General features: G+C 53.3%; 17 protein-coding genes and 2 tRNA genes. All 19 read left to right on the top strand.

The features are described from left to right. Positions 1–50: 50 nt before the first annotated feature. The 19 genes from mfd to IEW70_RS12175 all read left to right on the top strand — a co-directional run bounded on the left by mfd (position 51) and on the right by IEW70_RS12175 (position 22,130). A complete protein-coding gene (gene mfd / locus IEW70_RS12265) occupies positions 51–3,590 on the top strand; it encodes a transcription-repair coupling factor (protein WP_188648212.1) in 3,540 nt (1,179 codons plus the stop codon). Continuing rightward, complete coding sequence (locus IEW70_RS12260) at positions 3,577–4,587, top strand: peptidylprolyl isomerase (RefSeq protein ID WP_188648211.1); 1,011 nt, start codon at positions 3,577–3,579, stop codon at positions 4,585–4,587. The genes mfd and IEW70_RS12260 overlap by 14 nt, the downstream gene beginning before the upstream one ends. Positions 4,588–4,763: 176 nt before the next feature. Further along, entirely contained in the window at positions 4,764–5,306 is a 543-nt protein-coding gene (gene spoVT / locus IEW70_RS12255; protein ID WP_188648210.1) for a stage V sporulation protein T, read from the top strand. Positions 5,307–5,406: 100 nt separating this feature from the next. Beyond that, a complete protein-coding gene (locus IEW70_RS12250; protein WP_188648209.1) occupies positions 5,407–7,038 on the top strand; it encodes a putative polysaccharide biosynthesis protein in 1,632 nt (543 codons plus the stop codon). 13 nt (positions 7,039–7,051) lie between these two features. After that, positions 7,052–8,518, top strand: coding sequence for a bifunctional methyltransferase/pyrophosphohydrolase YabN (yabN, locus tag IEW70_RS12245; protein ID WP_188648208.1), 1,467 nt, complete (start codon positions 7,052–7,054; stop codon positions 8,516–8,518). A gap of 159 nt (positions 8,519–8,677) precedes the next feature. Beyond that, positions 8,678–8,950 carry an HU family DNA-binding protein gene (locus tag IEW70_RS12240; RefSeq protein WP_188648207.1) on the top strand — a complete coding sequence of 91 codons (273 nt, stop codon included), beginning with the start codon at positions 8,678–8,680 and terminating at the stop codon, positions 8,948–8,950. Then, complete coding sequence (locus IEW70_RS12235; protein ID WP_188648206.1) at positions 8,950–9,225, top strand: RNA-binding S4 domain-containing protein; 276 nt, start codon at positions 8,950–8,952, stop codon at positions 9,223–9,225. Before IEW70_RS12240 ends, IEW70_RS12235 begins: the two co-directional genes overlap by 1 nt. A gap of 67 nt (positions 9,226–9,292) precedes the next feature. Then, positions 9,293–9,586, top strand: a complete 294-nt coding sequence (gene yabP, locus IEW70_RS12230) for a sporulation protein YabP (RefSeq protein ID WP_188648205.1) — start codon at positions 9,293–9,295, stop codon at positions 9,584–9,586. Further along, positions 9,583–10,185 carry a spore cortex biosynthesis protein YabQ gene (gene yabQ / locus IEW70_RS12225; RefSeq protein WP_188648204.1) on the top strand — a complete coding sequence of 201 codons (603 nt, stop codon included), beginning with the start codon at positions 9,583–9,585 and terminating at the stop codon, positions 10,183–10,185. Before yabP ends, yabQ begins: the two co-directional genes overlap by 4 nt. Positions 10,186–10,225: 40 nt before the next feature. Next, complete coding sequence (locus IEW70_RS12220; protein ID WP_188648203.1) at positions 10,226–10,600, top strand: FtsB family cell division protein; 375 nt, start codon at positions 10,226–10,228, stop codon at positions 10,598–10,600. 248 nt (positions 10,601–10,848) lie between these two features. Next, the gene (locus IEW70_RS12215) at positions 10,849–12,096 is read left to right on the top strand and encodes an exo-beta-N-acetylmuramidase NamZ family protein (RefSeq protein WP_188648247.1); all 1,248 of its coding nucleotides are present in this window, start codon (positions 10,849–10,851) and stop codon (positions 12,094–12,096) included. A 71-nt stretch (positions 12,097–12,167) separates the two neighbouring features. Then, a tRNA-Met gene (locus IEW70_RS12210) sits at positions 12,168–12,243 on the top strand. Positions 12,244–12,312: 69 nt separating this feature from the next. Beyond that, positions 12,313–12,389 (top strand) — tRNA-Met (locus tag IEW70_RS12205). Positions 12,390–12,575: 186 nt separating this feature from the next. Further along, positions 12,576–13,064, top strand: coding sequence for a ribonuclease FAU-1 family protein (locus tag IEW70_RS12200; protein WP_188648202.1), 489 nt, complete (start codon positions 12,576–12,578; stop codon positions 13,062–13,064). 332 nt (positions 13,065–13,396) lie between these two features. After that, positions 13,397–15,859, top strand: a complete 2,463-nt coding sequence (spoIIE, locus tag IEW70_RS12195) for a stage II sporulation protein E (protein WP_188648201.1) — start codon at positions 13,397–13,399, stop codon at positions 15,857–15,859. Between the two features lie 153 nt (positions 15,860–16,012). Next, entirely contained in the window at positions 16,013–17,428 is a 1,416-nt protein-coding gene (gene tilS, locus IEW70_RS12190) for a tRNA lysidine(34) synthetase TilS (RefSeq protein ID WP_188648200.1), read from the top strand. 205 nt (positions 17,429–17,633) lie between these two features. After that, positions 17,634–18,179, top strand: a complete 546-nt coding sequence (gene hpt / locus IEW70_RS12185; protein WP_188648199.1) for a hypoxanthine phosphoribosyltransferase — start codon at positions 17,634–17,636, stop codon at positions 18,177–18,179. A gap of 62 nt (positions 18,180–18,241) precedes the next feature. Then, positions 18,242–20,203, top strand: a complete 1,962-nt coding sequence (ftsH, locus tag IEW70_RS12180; RefSeq protein WP_188648198.1) for an ATP-dependent zinc metalloprotease FtsH — start codon at positions 18,242–18,244, stop codon at positions 20,201–20,203. A 223-nt stretch (positions 20,204–20,426) separates the two neighbouring features. Next, a complete protein-coding gene (locus IEW70_RS12175; protein ID WP_188648197.1) occupies positions 20,427–22,130 on the top strand; it encodes a formate--tetrahydrofolate ligase in 1,704 nt (567 codons plus the stop codon). The last annotated feature ends 48 nt before the right edge of the window (positions 22,131–22,178 follow it).

The raw sequence follows: 22,178 nt of genomic DNA, 5'->3' as shown, positions 1-22,178 counted from the left end.
GGTCTCTTTTTGTATGGGCAAATCACTGAACCCGCGGAAGGAGGATGGCCTTGGAGACGCTGATTGAGTTGTTTCGTCAAGACAAAGATTTCACCGCTACTATCGACGCTCTCGATGCCCGGATTCAAGAGCAGATGGTGGCGGGTTTGACCGGAGCCGCACGGATGTTGTACGTGGCTTCCTTGTATCAGGAAACAGGACGCCCGGTGCTTCTCGTTACCCACAATCTCAACCAGGCGCAAAAAGCGGCGGAAGATTTGTATGAGCTGCTTCCCAAGGATCAAGTGCTGCTGTATCCCGCCAATGAGTTAGTGGCAACTGAGATCGCCCTGGACGGGCATGAAACATTGAGTGAACGAATCGAGGTACTCTCCCGCCTCTCCAAAGGGTTTTCGGGAGTTTTTGTCGTGCCCTTTGCCGGGCTGCGGAAGCTGTTTCCGCCTCATCGGGTGATTTTGGAGAGTCATGTCACCCTAAAGGTAGGGGAGGAGCATCCCATCGATCCGTTGGTGGAACATCTGGTTCATGTTGGATACGAACGGGTGGATATGGTGGAAAAGCCAGGGGAGTTCAGCATCCGCGGCGGAATCTTGGATGTGTATCCGGTTACTTTCCCGGATCCGGTTCGGATTGAATGGTTTGATGACGAAGTAGATTCCATCCGTCCTTTTTCTGTGGCTGATCAGCGATCCAAAGACAAGTGGATGGAAGTGGAGCTCCCTCCGGCGCGGGAACTGTTTGCCAGTCCGGATGAGTTGTATCGGGCGGGAGATGAAGCAGCCAATCTTTTGCAGGAACGTCTGGACAAAGTGAAAGACCCGGAAACCAAGAAACGATTGACGGAAAAAATCAACTGGGAGATTGAGCAGCTCAAATCCGCGCAGCTGTTTACTGGCATTTATAAATACATTTCCTTGATTCATCCACAATATGAAAGCTTATTGGACTATATGCCGGCACGAACCGTTTGTATCATGGACGAACCGGCGCGAATCCAGGAGACGGCCCGCCAGATGGAACGGGAAGAAGGCGAAATGCAGACGGCCCTCTTGCAACAGGGGGAGTTTTTGCCGCAACTTTCCATTTCGCTGTCCTATCAGGACCTGATGGATCGGAAACAGTTTCCCCGTGTGTATTTATCCCTGTTTATGCGGCAGGTGGCGGGCATCCAGCCGCATAATGTTGTCCAGTTCATGTGCCGGGGTATGCAGCAGTTCCACGGCCAGATGCATGTGCTAAAAACCGAGTGGGAGCGTTGGTCAAAGTCCAAATTCCGGGTGATTTTCACCGCCAGCACAGAGGGACGTGCGGAACGTTTGGAACGGGTATTGGCGGACTACGGCATGGAAGTGGCCCGGGATCCTGGTGAAAAGGTAGAAGCCAACCGGCCCGTCATCCGGGTGGGTGCCTTGTCCGGAGGATTCGAGATGGGCGGTGCCAAGCTGGCGGTGGTGACGGAAGGCGAGGTTTTCACACAGAAGCAGCGTCGCACCCGGCGCAGCGTCAAGCTGGATCACGCGGAAAAGATCAAGGATTACCAAGAGCTCAAAGTGGGGGACTATGTGGTTCACGTCAACCACGGTATCGGCCGCTATGCCGGGATTGAGACACTCAATGTAGGCGGGCTGCACAAGGATTACTTGCTGGTGCAATATGCCGGCAACGACAAGCTGTATGTGCCGATCGAACAGATCGATCAGGTTCAGAAGTATGTGGGCGGCGAGGAGCGGACCCCCAAAGTGTACAGCCTGGGGGGCAGCGAATGGAGTAAAGTAAAAAACAAAGTGCGCTCCTCGGTGGAAGACATCGCCTCTGACCTGATCAAGCTGTATGCCCAGCGGCAGGCAGCCAAAGGCTACAGTTTCTCCAAGGACACACCGTACCAGCGGGAGTTTGAGTCGATGTTCCCCTATGAAGAAACCCCGGACCAGCTGCGGTCCATTGAAGAGATCAAAAAGGATATGGAGAGCGAGCAACCCATGGACCGCCTGTTGTGCGGGGATGTGGGGTACGGCAAGACGGAAGTGGCGATTCGCGCTGCTTTCAAAGCCACCATGGACGGCAAACAGGTGGCCGTGTTGGTGCCCACCACCATTCTGGCCCAGCAGCATTATGAGACATTCCGGGAGCGTTTTTCCGATTTTCCGGTGGAAATCCGGGTATTGAGCCGGTTCCGTTCCCGCAAGGAGCAAAAGGCAACGATGGAGGGTTTGAAGAACGGCACCGTGGATATCGTGATCGGAACCCATCGGTTGTTGTCCAAAGATGTGCAGTTTAAGGACCTGGGATTGTTGATCGTGGACGAGGAGCAGCGTTTCGGGGTAAAACACAAGGAGAAGATCAAGCAGCTGAAGCATAACATCGACGTGCTCACCTTGACGGCAACGCCGATCCCCCGGACGCTCCATATGTCGATGATGGGCGTACGAGATCTCTCCGTCATCGAAACTCCGCCGGAAAACCGGTTCCCGGTTCAAACCTATGTAGTAGAGTACTCCGGCGCTTTGGTCCGGGAAGCAGTGGAACGGGAACTGGCCCGCGGTGGTCAAGTGTACTTCCTGTATAATCAAGTGCACAACATCGATCAAATGGCCGAGCAGATCCGGATGCTGGTTCCGGATGCCCGAGTTGCCGTGGCGCACGGGCAAATGCCGGAAACGGAGCTGGAGCGGGTGATGCTCGACTTTCTCGATGGGGAGTACGATGTCCTTGTCAGCACCACGATCATCGAAACCGGGGTGGACATCCCCAATGTGAATACCCTGATCATCTACGACGCGGACAAGATGGGGCTTTCCCAGCTGTATCAGCTGCGGGGACGGGTGGGTCGGTCCAACCGGATCGCCTATGCCTATTTCACCTACCAGCGGGACAAGGTGTTGTCCGAGACCGCAGAGAAGCGTCTGCAAGCGATCAAGGAATTTACCGAACTCGGTTCCGGATTTAAGATTGCGATGCGGGATCTCTCCATCCGGGGGGCAGGAAACCTGTTGGGAGCGGAGCAGCATGGCCATATCGCCTCCGTCGGCTTTGATTTGTATACCCAAATGCTGAAGGAAGCCATCGCCGAACAACAGGGAACTCAGAAAAAAGAGCAGCCTTTCGAACCGGAGATCGAGTTGGAGGCGGATGCCTATCTGCCCAGCGAGTATATCGGGGACGAGAAACAGAAGATCGAGATTTACAAAAAGATCCGTGCCGTGCGCACCCTGGAGGAAGCGCGGGATTTGGAAGAGGAGATCGAAGACCGCTTCGGGGATTTGCCACAACCGGTGCAAAATCTTCTGCGGGTAGCCCGTTTACGTGCCTACGCCATTCGTTATAAGATAGAGGAAATAAAGCAAAAGGGACAAGAGATCCATCTCAAACTGCACGAAGACCAAAATCAGGAAGTGGATGGACAGGAGTTGTTCCGGATTGTTCAGCAGTTCCCCGGTCGTGTGCGCCTTTCCTCCGGTCAGCGGATCGGGATTATCTTCAAAGTGAAAGGATTGCCGGTGGCGGACGGACTGGAAATGGTGGAACGGTTTTTGGTACAATATGAAGCGGTTCCCAAAAGGAAAGGAGCATTCAAAAATGCAGCAAACTAAAAAGCGCTTTATTATGGTGTTAAGCGCGCTGTTAGCTCTGTCGATGATCGTAACCGCCTGTGGCCAGAAGGAAGACGCTAAACCAGCATCCAATAATAACCCCATGGGCGAAATGGGCAAGCCGTTGGATACAACCAGCAAAAAAGTGATTGCGGAATACAACGGCGGCAAAGTGACCGAAGGGGAACTCAACCTTTACCTGAACATTTTCCGGTTCCTCCAGCCGCAAATAGCGATGGTGATCAACAATCCGGAAGCGAAGAAAGAGATCGTAAAACAATTTATCGCGGAAAAATTGATCGTCCAGAAAGTAAAGGACGACAAAAAATATACCAAAGAAGCGGACAAGGCCCTGAAGGAATTTGAAAACAATCTGAAGCAGATGCCGGCCCAAGGCAAGGAGAAGAAGAAAGACATGAATGCCGTGCTGAAAGAAAACGGCATCACCAAAGGGCAACTGCATCATTTCCTGGAAAACAACAACAAAATCACGGACTACTTTGAGTCCAAAATCAAGGAAGAAGACCTGAAAAAGGAATACGACAAATCCGACGCCTTTGAAAAGATCAAGCTGAATCACATCCTGATTGCGACGGAACCGCAAGGGAAGAAAAAGCGTTCGGACAAAGAAGCCAAGAAACTGGCGGAAGAAGTAAAAGCCAAGCTGGACAAGGGAGAAAAGTTCTCCGAGCTGGCTGAGAAATACTCGGATGACCCCGGTTCCAAAGCCCAAGGCGGGGAAATGGAAGGCAATCCGAAAGAATGGGTGCCGGAGTTCTCCAAAGCGGCAAAGACCCAGCCCATCGACAAGATCGGCGAACCGGTCAAATCCCAGTTCGGCTACCATATCATTCAAGTGAAAGAACGGGGCAAAGAACCCTTTGATAAAGTAAAAGAACAGATCAAAGGGCAAAAGATCCAGGGAATGTACCAAGATTTCATTAAGAAAGAAGTCAAAGTGAAAAAATTGAACATCCCGAACGATACGAAAAAGTAAGCGAACCAAGAGGTTTGTCATCAAGCTGAGAGCTCCCTGAGGGGGGCTCTTTTTTTACCCCTCGCCTTTCGCATAATAATCTGGAAGCGGATGAATACTATGGGCGTAACCCGCAGCAGAAACCAAAAATGGCCTGATAAGGAAAACTCATCGAAGAAAGCGAGGCATCACGATTAATGAAAGCGACTGGAATCGTTCGGCGAATCGATGATCTCGGCCGGGTGGTCATCCCGAAGGAAATACGCCGCACGCTGCGCATTCGTGAAGGGGATCCGCTGGAAATCTTTGTGGACCGTGACGGCGAAGTGATTTTAAAAAAGTATTCCCCCATCGGGGAATTGGGGGATTTCGCCAAAGAATATGCGGAATCCCTGTTTGAAAACCTGCAACACGTTACGTTGATTTGTGATCGGGACACGGTCATTGCCGTAGCCGGTGCTTCCAAGAAAGATTATCTGGACAAGCCGATTGGAAGCGTGGTGGAAACATGCATGGACCAACGCCGCACCCATACCGAAACATCTCCGACCCGGGCTGAGATCATTCAGGGTCTGGCGGAGTCTTATGAATCATACGTCATCGTTCCCATCATTGCGGGAGGGGATCCCATCGGGGCCGTGATTCTTCTCAGCAAGGAAGAAGGAACACGCATGGGTGACCTGGAAACCAAACTGGCCGGAACGGCCGCTTCATTTCTCGGCAAACAAATGGAGCAATAACAGGAGGAGAAGCAGGTGAAATGCCTGCTTTTTCTGTGTTATGAAGTGCGGTAAGATTGTCAGGTAGGGACGAAGTGAGTGTGTAGGAAAGGGGAAAATCATGACGCAAGCGAAACAGTCCTTTGTGAAGGGAGCGGCGATTCTCGGGATTGCCACTTTGTTCACAAAGATTCTCGGTGCGGTCTACCGCGTTCCCTATCAAAACATCACGGGCAATGAAGGGATGTTCGTCTATCAGCAAGTATATCCCCTGTACAGCACCCTGCTGATTTTGGCCACAGCCGGCTTTCCCATCGCCATTTCCAAGCTGGTCTCGGAACGTTTGGCGGCGGGGGATCCCGGCGGGGCCCGCAGGGTGTTCCGGATTACGGCCGTACTCTTGACAGTGACGGGTCTTATCTTTTTTATCTTATTGTATATGGGAGCTAGCCGGATTGCGGAATGGATGGGCAGTCGGGAAATGCTGACCATGCCGATTCAGTCCGTGTCCTTTGCCCTTTTGATCGTACCTGTGCTGTCTGCCATCCGGGGGTACTTTCAAGGGTATCAAAACATGACGCCCACGGCTGTTTCTCAAGTGGTGGAACAAATCATCCGCGTGGCTACCATTCTTCTGTTATCCTGGTGGTTCATGGAGAATGGAGCAGGAGTGGTTTACGCTGGTGCTGGAGCGGTATTCGGTGCTTTTACCGGAGCATTGGGTGCTTTGGCTGTTTTGATCTATTATTGGCGAAAAAACCTGGGTTTAGAGCGACAGATCGGAACGGCTTCCTCCGATGCCAGAGGAGTAGAGGAGTCTGTAACGGGAATCATTCACCAACTGATGATGCTGGCCATTCCGATCTGTTTGGGATCGCTGGTGATGCCGCTGTTTTCGTTGGTAGATTCCTTCACCATCGCCAATTTGCTGACCGCAGGAGGCTGGAGTGTAGATCAGGCGATTGATGCCAAAGGGGTGTTTGACCGTGGACAACCCCTGATTCAGTTTGCTTCCTTTTTTGCGACGGCCCTCGCGCTCTCCATCGTACCGGCGATTGCTGACGCCAAAATCCGGGGGGATGAGCGGACGGCCCGGGAGCGGGCGGGTTTGGCGTTGCGACTCACCTTGTTGATCGGGGTTCCGGCATCGGTGGGGCTGGCCATCATTGCTGAGCCGACCAATGTGATGCTGTTTGAAGATAGCGACGGTTCCGATGCCCTGGCGATTTTGGCCTTTACTTCGTTATTTTCCACCATGGGAATGACCTCCGGCGGGATATTGCAAGGGTTTGGGCGGGTGGTCCTTCCTGCGCGCAACCTGTTGATCGGCGTGGTGGTAAAACTGCTGTTGAACCAGTGGTGGATTCCCCTGTGGGATATTCGTGGAGCGGCGCTGGCAACGGTAGCCGGTTATGCGGTGGCAGCCTGGTTGAACTTACGGGTGCTGCGGGAAGAGACGGGCTACTTGTTTGGGTTGCGCGGGAAGGGGCCATCCTTGATATTGGCCACGCTGTTCATGAGCGGAATCGTATGGCTGACTGTCAAAGGGCTTCACCTCCTATTGACGGGGGATTGGCCGCTGCGCCTGGAAATGGCGGTAGTTGCTCTTGCTTCCGTTATGACGGGTGCGCTGGCGTATTTGACTGCGTTGTTCCGTTTGCGGGTGCTGATCCGTTCCGATGTGGAGCAGCTACCCAAAGGAAAAGAAAAAATGATCCGGATGCTGGATCGATTCCGGCTGTTGCCGAAATAAAGGAGGGAGCGCATTGCGCGGGAAAATCACGGTGATCGGATTGGGGCCGGGGGATGAAGAAAGTTTGCCTCTGGGCAGTTTTCGGTTGTTAACGGAGTCCGCCAATATCCGTTTACGTACGGAAAAGCATCCCGTGGTCGAGTGGTTGCGTCAGAAGGGAATTCCCTTTTCTTCTTTTGATGCGGTTTATGAAGAGAAAACAGATTTCCCCTCCGTCTACGATGCAATCGTCGATCGATTGCTCCAAGAGGGCCGGGAGGGCAAAGATATATTGTACGCCGTTCCGGGGCATCCGTTGGTGGCGGAGAGAACAGTCCAACTGTTGCTGCAGAAGGGAAAAGAGGAGAATGTGGCTGTGGATATCCGGGGCGGAGGCAGCTTTTTGGATGCCGCCTTTGCCCGGTTGCAGGTAGATCCCGTGGAGGGATTCTCCTTGCTCGATGCAACGGATTTGGACCCTGACCGGATCGACCCCCGGTTGCATGTGATGATCACCCAAGTGTATGATCGGATGGTCGCTTCCGAACTGAAGCTTTCCCTGATGGAAGTTTTTCCGGATGATACGCCGGTCACCGTCGCTTCTGCCCTGGGAGTGGCCGATCGGGAGCGGATCCGGGTGTTGCCGCTGTATGAGCTGGATCGGGAGGATCTATTTGATAACCTGACGATGGTCTATATCCCGCCGTCAACGGATGAACAAGTGTTCAACCGCCGGTTTGACACGCTGAAGGGGATTATTGCCCGGCTGCGTGCTCCGGACGGCTGCCCCTGGGATCGGAAGCAGACCCATGAGAGCTTGCGCCCCTATTTACTGGAGGAATCCTACGAGTTTTTGGAGGCGGTGGCGGAAGAAGATGTCGATGCGATGGCCGATGAGCTGGGGGATGTGCTTCTTCAAGTGCTCCTTCATGCCCAAATCGCATCAGAAGAGGGCACCTTTGACATCCGGGATGTGATTGCCAACCTCTCCGAAAAAATGATCCGGCGGCATCCCCATGTTTTCGGGGAGGCTCAGGCGGAAACCGCGGAAGAGGTAAAACAGAACTGGGACGCCATCAAGGCGCAGGAAAAGGAAGCGGCTGTCCCCACTTTCGTGTTGGACGGGGTCCCTTCCGAATTCCCCGCTATGCTGCGGGCTGTCAAGCTGCAGAAAAAAGCGGCCAAAGTAGGATTTGACTGGGAAGATCCAGAAGGTGTCCGGCAGAAGTTGCTGGAGGAACTGGACGAGCTTCTGAAAGCGCCGGAAGAACAACGGGAGGAGGAATTGGGGGATCTTCTCTTTTCCGTTGTGGCATTGGCACGCCACTTTCGAGTGGATCCCGAACAAGCCCTCCTTTCCGCCTGCCGAAAATTTGTCCGGCGCTTTCACCAGGTGGAGGCTAAAGCGCAGGCTGCCGGCCGGAGCCTTCAAGACTGCTCGCTGGAAGAGCTGGATCGGTGGTGGGACGAGGCGAAAGAGGAAGAACAGGGAGAGGGATGAGATACAGCTGACTAGCTCCTGCCAAACAGCGGTCGATGAACGATATATCCACGCCGTCCAATCCAATGAATTCGAAAGGAATTGTTGCTTGAACAAGCAGGATTTTGCTGTTCCACCAAGAATGTATATCCCACACAACGAGTAAAAGGAGGATGTCCCATGAACAAACAGGACCTTATTGATCGCATTTCCAGCAACAGTGGGTTGACAAAAAAAGATGTGGAAAAAGTAGTAAACGGCTTCTTGGATGAAGTGACCAACGCCTTGGGTTCCGGAGAAAAAGTACAACTGATCGGTTTCGGCACCTTTGAAACCCGCAAACGTTCCAGCCGCAGCGGGCGCAACCCGCAAACAGGGGACAAAATCGAGATCCCCGAATCTACTGTTCCGGCGTTTAAAGCCGGGAGCCGGCTTAAAGAAGCGGTCAAGTAATGCGACTGGACAAGTTTTTGAAAGTTTCGCGGCTGGTAAAACGGCGCACATTGGCAAAGGAAGTGTGCGACCAAGGCCGGGTTGAGGTGAACGGTCGGACGGCCAAGGCGGGAACCGATCTGTCCGTGGGGGATGAAATCACTATTCACTACGGCAACAAGACCCTCCGAGTACGTGTGGATTCTCTCCAGGAAACCACCCGCAAATCGGAAGCGGGTGATTTGTACACGATTCTGGCGGAACAGCATATCAAGACAGACACAACCGGTTCGTAACCTGTCCTTCCGGTTCTAAACCCTGTCCTCCGTCCATATCATGTATCAAAAAGGAGGTACATGCCCGATGGCGGAGGAATTCTACACAAGCGGAACCACCCATGAAGTGGTGATGGCGGGACGCAATTCATTGGAAGTGACGGGAGTCGTCGGGGTGGAAAGCTTCGACAGTGAAGAATTTTTGCTGAATACCCAATGTGGATTTTTGGGCATTCGGGGGACGAACCTGCATATTCGCAACCTGGACCTGGAACAGGGACGAGTCGCCATTGAAGGGGAGCTGTATGAAATGAGCTACCTGGATGATGGTACCCCTCGCATGGAAAAGGCGAAGAGTCTATTCGGAAGGTTATTCCGGTGACACTCTACACCCAGTGGCTGACCATGGGACTCATGGTCGGGTCCGGCTGGTTGATGGGTGTGATTCTGGATACTTACCGGGTGCTGAAATCCCGGTTTCGGCTGCGGGGATGGGTCGTCTCCCTGGTAGACCTCCTGTATTGGCTGGTGGCGACGGGTCTGGTGTTCGGGTTGTTGATGTGGAGCAATTGGGGAGAATTGCGGTTTTATATCTTTGTCGCGATTGTCATTGGGTTTGCCCTGTACCAAGTCTGGTTCAGCCGGTGGGTCACCCGTGTCGTCCAATGGGTTGTCCAAATCGTGGAGGCCCTGCTTCGGGTTTTGATGAGGATCGTTTATGTGACCTTATGGATCCCATTGACAGCCATATGGACAGTGGTCCGCAAACTGTGGGAACTTCTGCTGGCCCTGTTACGCGGAATCGGACGGTTTCTGGCATGGCTTGCTTCCCCCTTGCTTCGGTGGATGCGCCCCTGGATGAACCGCATATGGGGACGGCTTCGTCCGTTGCTGCTGCCATACTGGAATCTGTGGCTTCGACTGCGAAAATGGTTACGGGGGAAAAAGGAACCACCCGGAGATCCCCCGGATTCCCCTTAACGAATCGGTGAATGAAAAGAAAGAAAAAGGATGATGGTCCATGATGGATAAAAGGAGCAATGTGGTCTCCTTCCGAGCGACCCGTCCGTCGGAAATGATGCAGCCGGAGAAAGCATCCAAACCCCAACGCAGCCCCCTGCTTCCAGGTGTTCGCCGCCGTCGCAGGTTGTGGCTGTTTCTCATGCTGGCGTTTTTTGTATGGTTCGGGAACGAGCTGTATTCCCAGTCGGGCCAAATCGAGGGCCAAGAAGCGGCATTGGCCGCGAAAAAAGCGGAGGTAATCACGCTGAAAGAAAAGCAGAAGCAGCTGAAAGACGAGATCCGGCAGCTGCATGATAAGGATTACCTGGAAGAATTGGCCCGGAAAATGGGGTATTCCAAGCCAGGCGAAGAGGTATTTGACATTCCCAACTAAGTGAAGCACGAACCGCTCGAAATCCGAGCGGTTTTTTGATCAAAAAGAAAAGGGAATTTTGTAGCGTCGATTTCTTCCTATATAAATAGATGGAAAAAGGCGGGAAGGATTCATCTTCAGAAAAGCGAAAATGGAAGCAGGGAATCCTGAAAGAGGCAAGAATCGATGGAACCGTATGCAAAAAGCAGACAATCGTAACGGGAATCCCGGAATCCGGCGAGGAGGGGTTAGTTGTGCGGTGGCGACACATGTGGGGAGTCATGTTGATCGCGGCGATGGTATTTGGGGTGGTGGGACCGTCCAGCGTGGACGGGTCGCGGCCGATCCCCAAAGTAAAGGTGAAATCCGGCCTGGATGTGCTGCTGGAGCATCCCGAACAGCTGAAAGGGAAAAAGGTGGGTCTGATCACCAATCCGACGGGTATCACCCGTGACTATCGGCACGGTCTGGATGCCATGCTGGCAGAAGGCATTGATGTAGTGAAAGTATACGGTCCGGAGCATGGCGTACGGGGAACGGAACAGGCGGGGGAGATACCGGGAACCTATGAAGATCCACGGACAGGGCTGCCGTTTATCAACCTGTATGGAAAAAAACCGGCGGAAATGGTTCCCCTGTTTGACGGGGTCGATGTACTAGTATTTGACATTCAGGATGTAGGGACACGCTATTATACCTACATCTACACCATGGCGTACGCCATGGAAGCGGCTGCCCAGGTAAAGAAACCTTTCGTCGTGCTGGATCGGCCCAACCCGATCGGGGGGACGCAAGTGGAGGGGCCGGTACTCCAACCGGAGTACAGCTCCTTTGTCGGACTCTATCCGATTCCCCAGCGGCACGGAATGACAGTAGGAGAACTGGCCCGGCTCTTTAATGAAGAATTCCTCTCCCAAAAAGCGGACTTGCGCGTCATTCCCATGAACGGGTGGACACGGGAGAAGAGTTATGAAGATACCGGACTGCCCTGGGTGTTGCCGTCTCCCAATATGCCGACGGTGGATACAGCGGTTGTGTATCCGGGAACCGGCATGATCGAAGGGACCAACCTGTCGGAAGGAAGAGGAACGACCCGGCCCTTTGAGCTGTTGGGGGCTCCTTACATCAAGGGATGGGAACTGGCAGAAGCACTGAATAAAAAAGGACTGCCCGGAGTGTCCTTCCGCGAAGCCTATTTTACGCCCACGTTTTCCAAATACCAAGGGAAACCAGTCGGCGGTGTACAAGTATATGTGGAAGACCGGGAATCCTTCCAGCCGGTTCTAACAGGAATGACCATTGTTCAGGAAGTTAAAAAGCTGTATCCGGAGGAGTTTGCGTGGCGCAAAGACGGCAGTACCTACTGGATCGACAAGCTGACCGGTTCGGATCGTATCCGGAAAAAGATCGACGAAGGGGTTCCTGCACCGGAAATCGAAGCGGGCTGGCAAGAGGAATTGAAGGAATTTCAGCAGTTACGTCAGCAGTATCTGATATACCCGCCCAAAAATCTGTGATGGTAAAAAATCCTCGCAAAAATCCCTTGACACAGTCACGAATTCCTATGTATAATAATTTTCGTGACTGACGCGGGGTGGAGCAGTTGGTAGCTCGTCGGGCTCATAACCCGAAGGTCGCAGGTTCGAGTCCTGCTCCCGCAACCAAAAGGAAATTCAGGGGTGGGGATACGGCGGAAGCAGCATTCCGACGAAACCCTCTTCCCCTCTCTATATGGCGGCGTAGCTCAGCTGGCTAGAGCGTACGGTTCATACCCGTAAGGTCGGGGGTTCGAGGCCCTCCGCCGCTACCACACAGGGAAGGCGAGGTTACGGCCCTTATCCAAAAGGGACCCGGATATCGCCTTTTTTCTTTGACCAAAATTTATTTTGGGCGGTCGGGTTGGTTCCATCCGCAACGGGGTATCCTAGAATGTCAGAGGAAGATGACGGTCCGGCTGGTATTTCAAGATGTGCGCAGCACCTCTGGGAGTGGTACTGTGGATGTTACGATCAAGAAGATCAAGTTTACGACAATCAATAAAACCTACACCGAAAAGGTGAGGGATTGGCGCGGCCGGCACTGTTTTGCGACCCAATATCCCAATCCGGACGGCAAACGGATCTTTTTGACCTATTACTTTGTCAAAAAGGGGTATACCATTTCTAAAGTGTTTCATCGTTCCGGAGAATTTATGTATTACTACTGCGATGTGATGGAGATGCGTCAAACGGGACGGATGCGCTATGTGATGGTGGATCTACTGCTGGATATGATTGTTTACCCCGATGGGCGGTATCATCTGATCGATGTAGACGAATTTGCCGTGGCGATCGAAAAAGGGCAGTTGAAAAAGCGCCAGCAGGTACATTCGCTGAAAACCCTGCACAAGATGATCCGGATGCAAACCGAGCGCTCCTTTATCCCTAAATACATTCACGAAGCCCGGATGTTTCCGCTTTCCGACGGGAGCAACAAGCGAAAATAATACAAAACGACACCTCCTTACGGAGGTGTTTTTTGTTTTGTTCCAATTTCGCATGCCATCTGTTGGGAAGTTTTGTCGGAAAGGACATGAATCTGTGGCGAGTCGACACCGGATTACACCATTTCGGCTCGTGCAGACGACAAATTGGAGGGAAAGTGTGTTCTGGTTTTTGATTGGTTCCCGAGTTTTTACTTATAGTAGATTTTCCGCTATAAAGACGGCCTTAAATTGTCGGAAAATTTTTTAGCAGCGAACAGCAATTGCGACAAACTTTCCTGTTGCATCCCGGATATAATGAACCCCACATATAGGACAAGCGAGGGGTGGATGGTATGCAAATGCGGTTGGCAAGAATGGGTGAGCGATTGACACGTCCTTTTCAAAAGATGATCCCTGATGGTTCGTATCAGCGGCGACTGCTTCATCGAATGCTCAATACGTGGAACATCCCGGTAGCGGTGATGGGGTTTCTACTGGGACGGGCGATGATTTTGGATACTGTCTCCCCTTTTGCCGCGGCGTATCTGGCGGTGGCCCTGCATCTGACCCGCAGGCACTGGCCGGGGGTAATGGCGATGTTGATCATGGGGGCGGCAACGAGAGATGTAACCCATGCCGGAATGATCACCGCTACGTTGCTGTTTTTGTTGGTAGTACAGAAGGTATTTCAGTGGCTGGGAAAAGGACAGCTCAATTTTGCCCCTTTTGTCGTGCTGACCACCACCGCAGGGGTCCACCTCGCCCAGATCGGGTTGGAAGGATTTACGCCATACCAGGGGATGATGGCCGGTGTGAACGTGGTACTCAGCTTTATCCTCACGTTCATCTTTGTTCAGTCCCTGCCGCTCTTTACTGTGAAGCGAAAGCAATTCTCCCTGCGGCATGAGGAAATCATCTGTCTGGTCATCCTGATGGGGTCCGTGGTAACGGGCACATTGGGCTGGACATTGGATGACATGTCGGTGGTCCATGTCGTTTCCCGCTATCTGATTATGGTGTTGGCGTTAGCAGGCGGCGGAATGCTGGGGACTTCGGTCGGGGTGGTAACCGGCATGATCCTGAGTCTGTCAGACACCGGGGCGATGGAGCAAATCAGCTTGCTGGCATTTGCAGGGTTGTTGGCGGGACTGTTTCGGGAAGGGAAACGGTGGGGCGTTGCTATCGGCTTTATATTGGGAACGTCCATTTTGTCTCTGTACCAAGGAGGGACGATGGATGTCTGGATTTCCCTGCGGGAGTCGGTGGCGGCGATACTTCTCTTCCTCTTGACACCGGGGGCGCTGTTTAAAGCGATAGGACGCTTTATTCCGGGGACTTCGGAAAATGAAACCGCTCAGCAGGAATACGCCCGCCGTCTGCGGGACATCACGGCGGCCAAAGTGGAACAGTTTACGGAGCTGTTCAGTGAATTGGCAAAAAGCTTTCGGGAAGATACCACCCGAACACGGCAACATGACGAAGGGCATATGAACCACTTTATCGGTGAGGTGATCGAAAACTCCTGTAAATCGTGTCACTTGTACCAACAATGCTGGGAGAAAAACTTTGTGGCTTCCTACAATGGCATAACCGACCTGATGGCGTTGGTGGAAATGGAAGGAGGCAAGCCGGTACGTCCGCCGAAATCCTGGGAGGATCACTGCATCCGGGCGGATAAAGTGATGGGACTGGTACAAGAAGGGTATGCTACGTATGAGCAGGATCTGGTATGGCGGGAGCGACTGAAAGAGACGAAAAGGCTGGTTTCCGAACAATTGGAGGGGGTTTCCGATGTGATGGCGGACTTGGCGGAAGAGATTCGCCACGAAACCCAGGTGATGACCACCCAAGAGGGTCAGATCCATCAGGCGCTGGAGGATTTGGGGCTGTCCATCCAGCGGGTGGATGTTCTCAACTTGGAAGAGGGCAAAGTGGAGATAGAGGTCACCATGCCTCATGCAGATGCCTTGGATGAGTGTCAGAAGCTGGTCGCTCCCTTGTTGACGGAGATCGTCGGCGAGCCTATAGCCGTCCATCGCAAAGCGGTACAGGGACGATCATCAGGCGCAGTGGTGTCTCTGGGCTCTGCACAGCGGTTTGAGATAAAGACCGGCGTGGCGGGAGCAGCCAAAGGCGGGCAGTGGTTATCGGGGGACAGTTATTGCTACATGAATCTGGGTACCGGAAAATATGCGGTCGCTATCAGCGACGGCATGGGGAACGGGGACCGGGCCCAGCGGGAAAGCAGTGCTGCGTTGCAACTGTTGCGGCAGTTGTTGCAAGCGGGGATGAACGAGCAAAAAGCGGTCCAAACGATTAACTCGATTTTAAGCCTGCGTACGACGGACGAGATGTTCGCCACCATCGATTTGGCGATGATCGATCTGAATTCGGCAGCGTCCCGCTTTTTGAAAATCGGATCGACACCGGGCTTCATCAAACGGGGGGATGAAGTGCTAATGGTGTCTGCGGGCAATCCGCCGGCGGGGATTTTGCAGGATATCGATGTGGATGCGGTGGACATGCAGTTGGAGCCGGGAGACTTGCTGGTGATGGTGACGGACGGCATCTATGATGCGCCGCGTCACAAAAACAAAGAGGCAAGCATGAAACGGCTGATCGCCGACATCCAGACGAAAGATCCCCAAGGATTTGCGGATTGTCTGCTGGAACGGGTGATTCGGTATCACGGCGGGGAAATCAGTGATGACATGACCGTAGTGGTGGCGAAGGTAGAACAGCACGTACCGGAGTGGGCCACCATCCGAATTCCGGGGGTTACTCGGGTGGAACGGCCGCGTGTGGCTGGATTGTGACAGGTGACGGGAAGCGTTGATTCGGAAAACCGAACCGGATACAATATCCTTAGAAAGAGAGAAGAGGTTGGATACGTGTAAAGACACCCGGGAGGCACCCCGGGTGTTTCCGTAACCCTGGACTCCGTTTCCTATTTACGGGAGGATAAGCCGATGCTGACGGAAGTGGTCGCACAAACCATAAGGGAACACGGCTGGCTGCCGGATGGCAGTACGGTGTTGGTTGGCGTTTCCGGGGGACCGGATTCGATGGCGCTTCTTCATGTACTTCACCGACTGGCTCCCCGGCATGATTGGCAGTTGGCCGCTGTTCACGTCGACCATGGTTTGCGAGGGGAGGCAAGCCGGGAAGATGCACGCTATGTAAAGGCCCGCTGCGGGGAATGGGGGATCCCTTGCGAGGTGGAAGCGGTGAATGTGCGCTCCCGGATGCGAGCCGAAGGAGGCAACAAACAGGCGGTAGCACGTGAGCTTCGCTATGACGCTTTTTACCGGGCGGCGCAAAAATGGGGAGCAGATACCCTCGCGCTGGCTCACCACGCGGATGATCAAGTGGAGACTGTGCTGATGCGGCTGATTCGGGGAACCGGTGTTTCGGGGATGACCGGTATCCCCTTTTGCCGTTTGTGGAAAGGAATCACCATTATCCGGCCGCTGTTGCAGGTGTTCCGTGAGCAAATCGAAGCCTATTGCGAAGAACACCGACTCCAGCCCAGGCAGGATGAGAGCAACCTGGACACCGCCTATACCCGCAACCGGCTAAGATGGGAGATTATCCCTCGTCTGGAAAGGATCAATCCCCGATTTAAAGAAGCGATACTCACTCACAGCCGGCTGGCTGCCGATGAAGAACAGTGGTGGAGGAAACAGGTGGCAAGGGTCATGAAGCAAGTAGTGGAGCGGCGGGATGACGAAAGTTGCGTATTGTTGGTAAGACCCTTGCTGGAACTGGATGTTGCTTTACAAAGAAGGGTGATTAAACTAATATTAAATTGTCTTGTGCAAGATAGAACGAGTGAAATAACGATGGACGCTGTGGAACGGGTGTTGGAGGCTGCTAGGAGTGACCATCCTTCCATTCAGGTGGATCTGCCGGGTCGGGTGACGGCGGTACGTGAGTATCAGCGGTTGTGGCTCAGCCGCAAGACGGGAACCAAAGGCGAGCGTCAGATTTCATACATATCGCCTCCCCTGCCAGTGCCGGGCAGTGTGGATTTGCCTTTTTTCAACGGTCGGTTGACGATTCGCCTGAAAGAGGGAAATGCATTTCCGCTAAAGGAAGCGGGAAAAACGGCTGTCTTTGACGCGGATCGATTGCAACACTCCCTGCGGGTTCGCAGCCGCCGCCCCGGAGACCGCATGCGGCCGATGGGATTGAACGGTACCAAAAAGGTAAAAGATATACTAGTGGATGCCAAAGTGCACCGTCGATTAAGGGATCGGATCCCTTTGGTCTTGCATGGAGACGAGATTATCTGGATTCCGGGAGTGGTTCGCTCCGATTGGGCGCCTGTAACGAAACAGACCCGGAATACTCTCGTGTTGGTTTGGGAAGAGGATTTGCCGTAGGAGCGACAGTTGGTTTTACCCGACTTTCGCCGAGTCTGTGGATGGCTGTTGGCAAAGTCCGTGGCTTAGAAGAAGAAGGGCTTCTGCCTGCTGGAAGGATAACGTTTACCAACGATACTGAGGCTCGTTTCGAAGTTGCACGTTACTGCATGTCGATAGAGTTGATTTAGATGGACAGACGATACATACGGATCGGGAGGTACTTATGCACGACGACATCAAAGACGTATTAATATCGGAAGAAGAAGTTCAGCAGAAAGTCAGCGAACTGGGGAAACAGCTCAAAGAGGATTATCAAGATTTAAACCCGCTGTGCATCTGTGTGCTGAAGGGTGCATTTCCCTTTATGGCGGATCTGGTCCGTGCGATGGATATCCCCTTGGAAATGGATTTCATGGCTGTATCCAGCTATGGTGCTTCCACGGAATCTTCCGGCGTGGTGCGGATTGTGAAGGATCTGGATACTTCCGTTGAAGGGCGCCACGTGCTGGTGGTGGAAGACATCATCGACAGCGGGTTGACGTTGAGCTATCTTTTGGATCTCCTCCGTCAACGGAATGCTGCTTCAGTCAAAGTGGTCACGATGCTGGATAAACCGACTCGCCGCACTACCGGACTGAAACCGGATTACTGCGGGTTTACCGTACCGAACGAGTTCGTGGTGGGATATGGACTGGACTATGCCGAAAAATACCGCAATCTCCCTTATATCGGTGTGCTAAAAGAACACGTCTACAACGGGGAAAGTTAAGTTGTGACCGTTTACCGGCTGTGGTAAAATGATGAAAGTGGTATTTTGAGAGGAGGTCAAGGATGAAAAACATCTTCCGGAATTCCGGATTATATATTATTCTCATCCTTGTCACCGTCGGGATTGTACATGTGTTATACAACCAAGGGACGGAGACGGATCAGCTGAGTTATACCGAGTACAAGCAGCGATTGGGAGCCGGACAGGTTGCAGAAGCGACCGTGCGTCCGGAAGGCAATACCTATCACATCGAAGGGAAGTACAAAGGGCAGGCCTATCAAACCTTTGTCACCAATGCCCCCTTTTCCAATGATGTTATAAAAGACCTGGAAAAGGCCGGAGTCAAAACTACGGTGGAAAAGGCGAAAGGTGACTCCATCTGGCTTACCTTCTTTACCTCCATCGTACCCTTTGTGATTATCCTTCTCCTCTTTTTATATTTCCTGACCCAGGCTCAGGGCGGCGGCAATCGCGTCATGAACTTCGGCAAGAGCAAAGCGAAGCTCTATAACGAAGAGAAGAAAAAGGTCATGTTCGACGATGTGGCTGGCGCGGACGAAGAAAAAGCCGAACTGGTCGAAGTGGTCGACTTTCTCAAAGACCCCCGCAAATTTGCTGCGGTGGGGGCACGCATTCCGAAAGGCGTGCTGCTCGTGGGACCTCCGGGTACCGGTAAAACCCTCTTGGCCCGTGCTGTGGCTGGAGAAGCCGGTGTACCCTTCTTCAGCATCAGCGGTTCCGACTTTGTGGAAATGTTTGTCGGGGTGGGTGCATCCCGCGTCCGTGACTTGTTTGAACAGGCTAAGAAAAACGCGCCTTGTATCATCTTTATCGATGAGATCGACGCCGTGGGCCGTCAGCGCGGCGCCGGCTTGGGCGGCGGTCACGACGAGCGGGAGCAGACTTTGAACCAGCTCCTGGTGGAAATGGACGGCTTCGGTGCCAACGAAGGCATTATCATCATGGCGGCAACCAACCGTCCCGACATTTTGGACCCTGCTCTTTTGCGTCCAGGACGTTTTGACCGTCAGATTACCGTCAACCGCCCCGATGTGAAAGGCCGGGAGGAAGTATTGAAAGTCCACGCCCGCAACAAACCGCTGGGCGACGACATCAAACTGAACGTGATTGCACAACGGACCACCGGATTTACCGGGGCCGATCTGGAAAACTTGCTGAACGAAGCGGCGTTGTTGTCCGCACGGAAAAACAAAAAGCAGATCAACATGGAAGAGATCGAGGAAGCGATCGATCGTGTGATTGCCGGTCCTCAGAAGAAAAGTCGCGTGATCAGCGAGAAAGAGAAGAAAACGATCGCCTATCACGAGGCAGGTCATACCATTGTCGGTTATTTCCTGGAGCATGCGGATACCGTGCATAAGGTAACCGTGGTGCCCCGCGGGCAGGCTGGCGGCTACGTTGTCATGCTGCCGAAGGAAGACCGCTTCCTGATGACCAAGAACGAGCTCTTGGATCGGGTGACCGGATTGTTGGGCGGCCGGGCAGCGGAAGAAGTGGTTTTCGGTGAAATCAGCACCGGAGCCCACAATGATTTCGAAAAGGCCACCAGCATTGTTCGCCGCATGATAACCGAATACGGCATGAGCGAAAAATTGGCGCCGATGCAATTCGGACGCTCCCAAGGCCAGGTATTCCTGGGCCGCGATTTGGGCCATGAGCAGAACTACAGCGATGCCATCGCCTACGAAATCGACCAAGAGATGCAAGACATGATCAACAAATGCTACAACCGAGCCAAGAAACTCTTGGACGAGAAGCGGGATAAACTGGAGCTTATCGCTCAAACTCTCTTGGTGAAAGAAACCCTGGATGCCGAGGAGATCAAGCAACTGATCGAGAAAGGCAAACTGGATAAACCCGTCGAGCAAGACGTGACGGTCAATATTCAAGGGAACAAAAAAGACGAGGCAAAGGCCGACCGAGAGCCGGAAGAAAAATGGAATCCCGACGTGGAGCCAAAACAGGAGTCGGATTCGAAGCCGAAAGATGACAACCAAGAATAAGCAAATCCCAACGGGTGCCCCAACGGGGCACCCGTTTTTTTGATGACTGTTTTTTTATCGTGGAAGGTTACCGCTATCATCCGCAAGGGCAAATAGGCTTTCTATCATTTGGGGCATTCTAAGATCGATGACGTTGTTTTCCCCGTGGCGCAAATCCCTTTTCCGGCAAGCTTCCCTTTGTTATAAGAACCTATCCATCGTGACTGTAAGGAGGAAAATCCGTATGACACCTGTATCAAAAGGAACAAACCAAGCCGTTCCGTCAGATATTGAAATTGCTCAGCAAGCGGATAAGCGACCCATCACCGATATCGCCAAACAGCTGGGGTTGCAGGAAGAGGATTTGGAGCTGTATGGCAAATACAAGGCCAAAATCCGGTTGAATGTGTGGGAACGGGTAGCGCATCAGCCGGACGGTCGGTTGGTATTGGTTACCGCCGTGAACCCCACACCTGCAGGGGAGGGGAAATCGACTGTGACCGTCGGGCTGGGCCAGGCATTGAACCGGTTGGAGAAGCGGGCTGTGGTCGCTTTACGGGAGCCGTCTTTGGGGCCGACGATGGGGATCAAAGGAGGAGCTGCCGGCGGCGGCTATGCCCAGGTAGTGCCCATGGAAGATATCAACCTGCATTTTACCGGGGATATGCATGCCATCACTTCGGCGCACAATACCATCAGTGCGCTGATCGACAACCATTTGCACCATGGCAATGAGCTGGGGATCGATCCCCGTCGCATCGTCTGGAAGCGGGTAATGGACCTGAATGACCGGGCACTACGCCATGTTGTGGTCGGTCTGGGCGGAAAGCCCCACGGTATGCCTCGGGAAGACGGATTTGATATTACCGTGGCTTCGGAAATCATGGCGATCCTTTGTCTAGCGAAGGATTTGGCGGATTTGAAGGAACGCATCGGCCGCGTCGTAGTGGCTTACCGTTTTGACGGCTCGCCGGTTACCGTAGCGGATCTCGGAGCCCAAGGGGCGGCGACCTTGCTGTTAAAGGATGCAGTTCAGCCCAATCTGGTGCAAACCCTGGAGAATACACCGGCACTGGTCCACGGCGGTCCTTTTGCCAATATCGCCCACGGGTGCAATTCGCTCTTGGCGACTAAGTTTGCTTTGAAACTGTCCGAGTATACCGTGACGGAGGCGGGATTCGGCGCCGATCTGGGTGCAGAAAAGTTCCTTCATATCAAGAGCCGGATCGGTGGACTGCAACCAGACGTCGCCGTCATCGTAGCAACGGTGCGGGCACTGAAAATGCACGGCGGTGTGCCCAAAGAGGGTCTGAAAACCGCCGATGTGAATGCATTGCGCCGGGGTGTGGTCAACCTGGAACGGCATGTGGAAACCATGAACAAATTTGGAGTGCCCCATGTTGTTGCGTTGAACCGTTTTCCCACGGATACAGAAGAAGAGTTGGCTTTTTTGCAGGAATGGTGTGCGCAAAAGGGCATACCCGTCGCCTTGACGGAAGTTTGGGGAAAAGGTGGTGCCGGCGGGGAAGCACTGGCACAGGAAGTGATCCGGCTGGCTGAAGCGACAGAGAAGGAGCTTCGTTTTCTCTATGACTTGGATCAATCTGTCCGGGCGAAGGTATCTGCTGTGGCCCGGGAGGTTTACGGCGCCCAGGATGTAGAGTACTCCACGCAGGCGGAAAAACTGATCCGGGAGATTGAAGCCCATGGCTGGAATCAGCTGCCGGTATGTATGGCCAAGACGCAGTACTCCCTTTCGGATGACCCGTCCCTTCTGGGAAGGCCGGAAGACTTCACCCTGCATGTGCGAGAGGTCCGTCCGGCATTGGGGGCCGGTTTTCTCGTCGTCTTGACGGGAAATATGTTGACCATGCCCGGGTTGCCCAAGAAACCTGCCGCCCTGGATATGGATGTGAACCGGCAGGGACGAATCCGGGGGCTTTTTTGACGGCTTCTTGAGGAGGATCCGTCCGGGAATCGATCTACGGGAATGATT

It is taken from the genome of Marinithermofilum abyssi (assembly GCF_014641195.1).
Classification (GTDB): Bacteria; Bacillota; Bacilli; order Thermoactinomycetales; family DSM-45169; genus Marinithermofilum; species Marinithermofilum abyssi.
The sequence above is the reverse complement of the archived record's forward strand: the minus strand, read 5'-3'. Positions and strand labels throughout refer to the sequence as shown.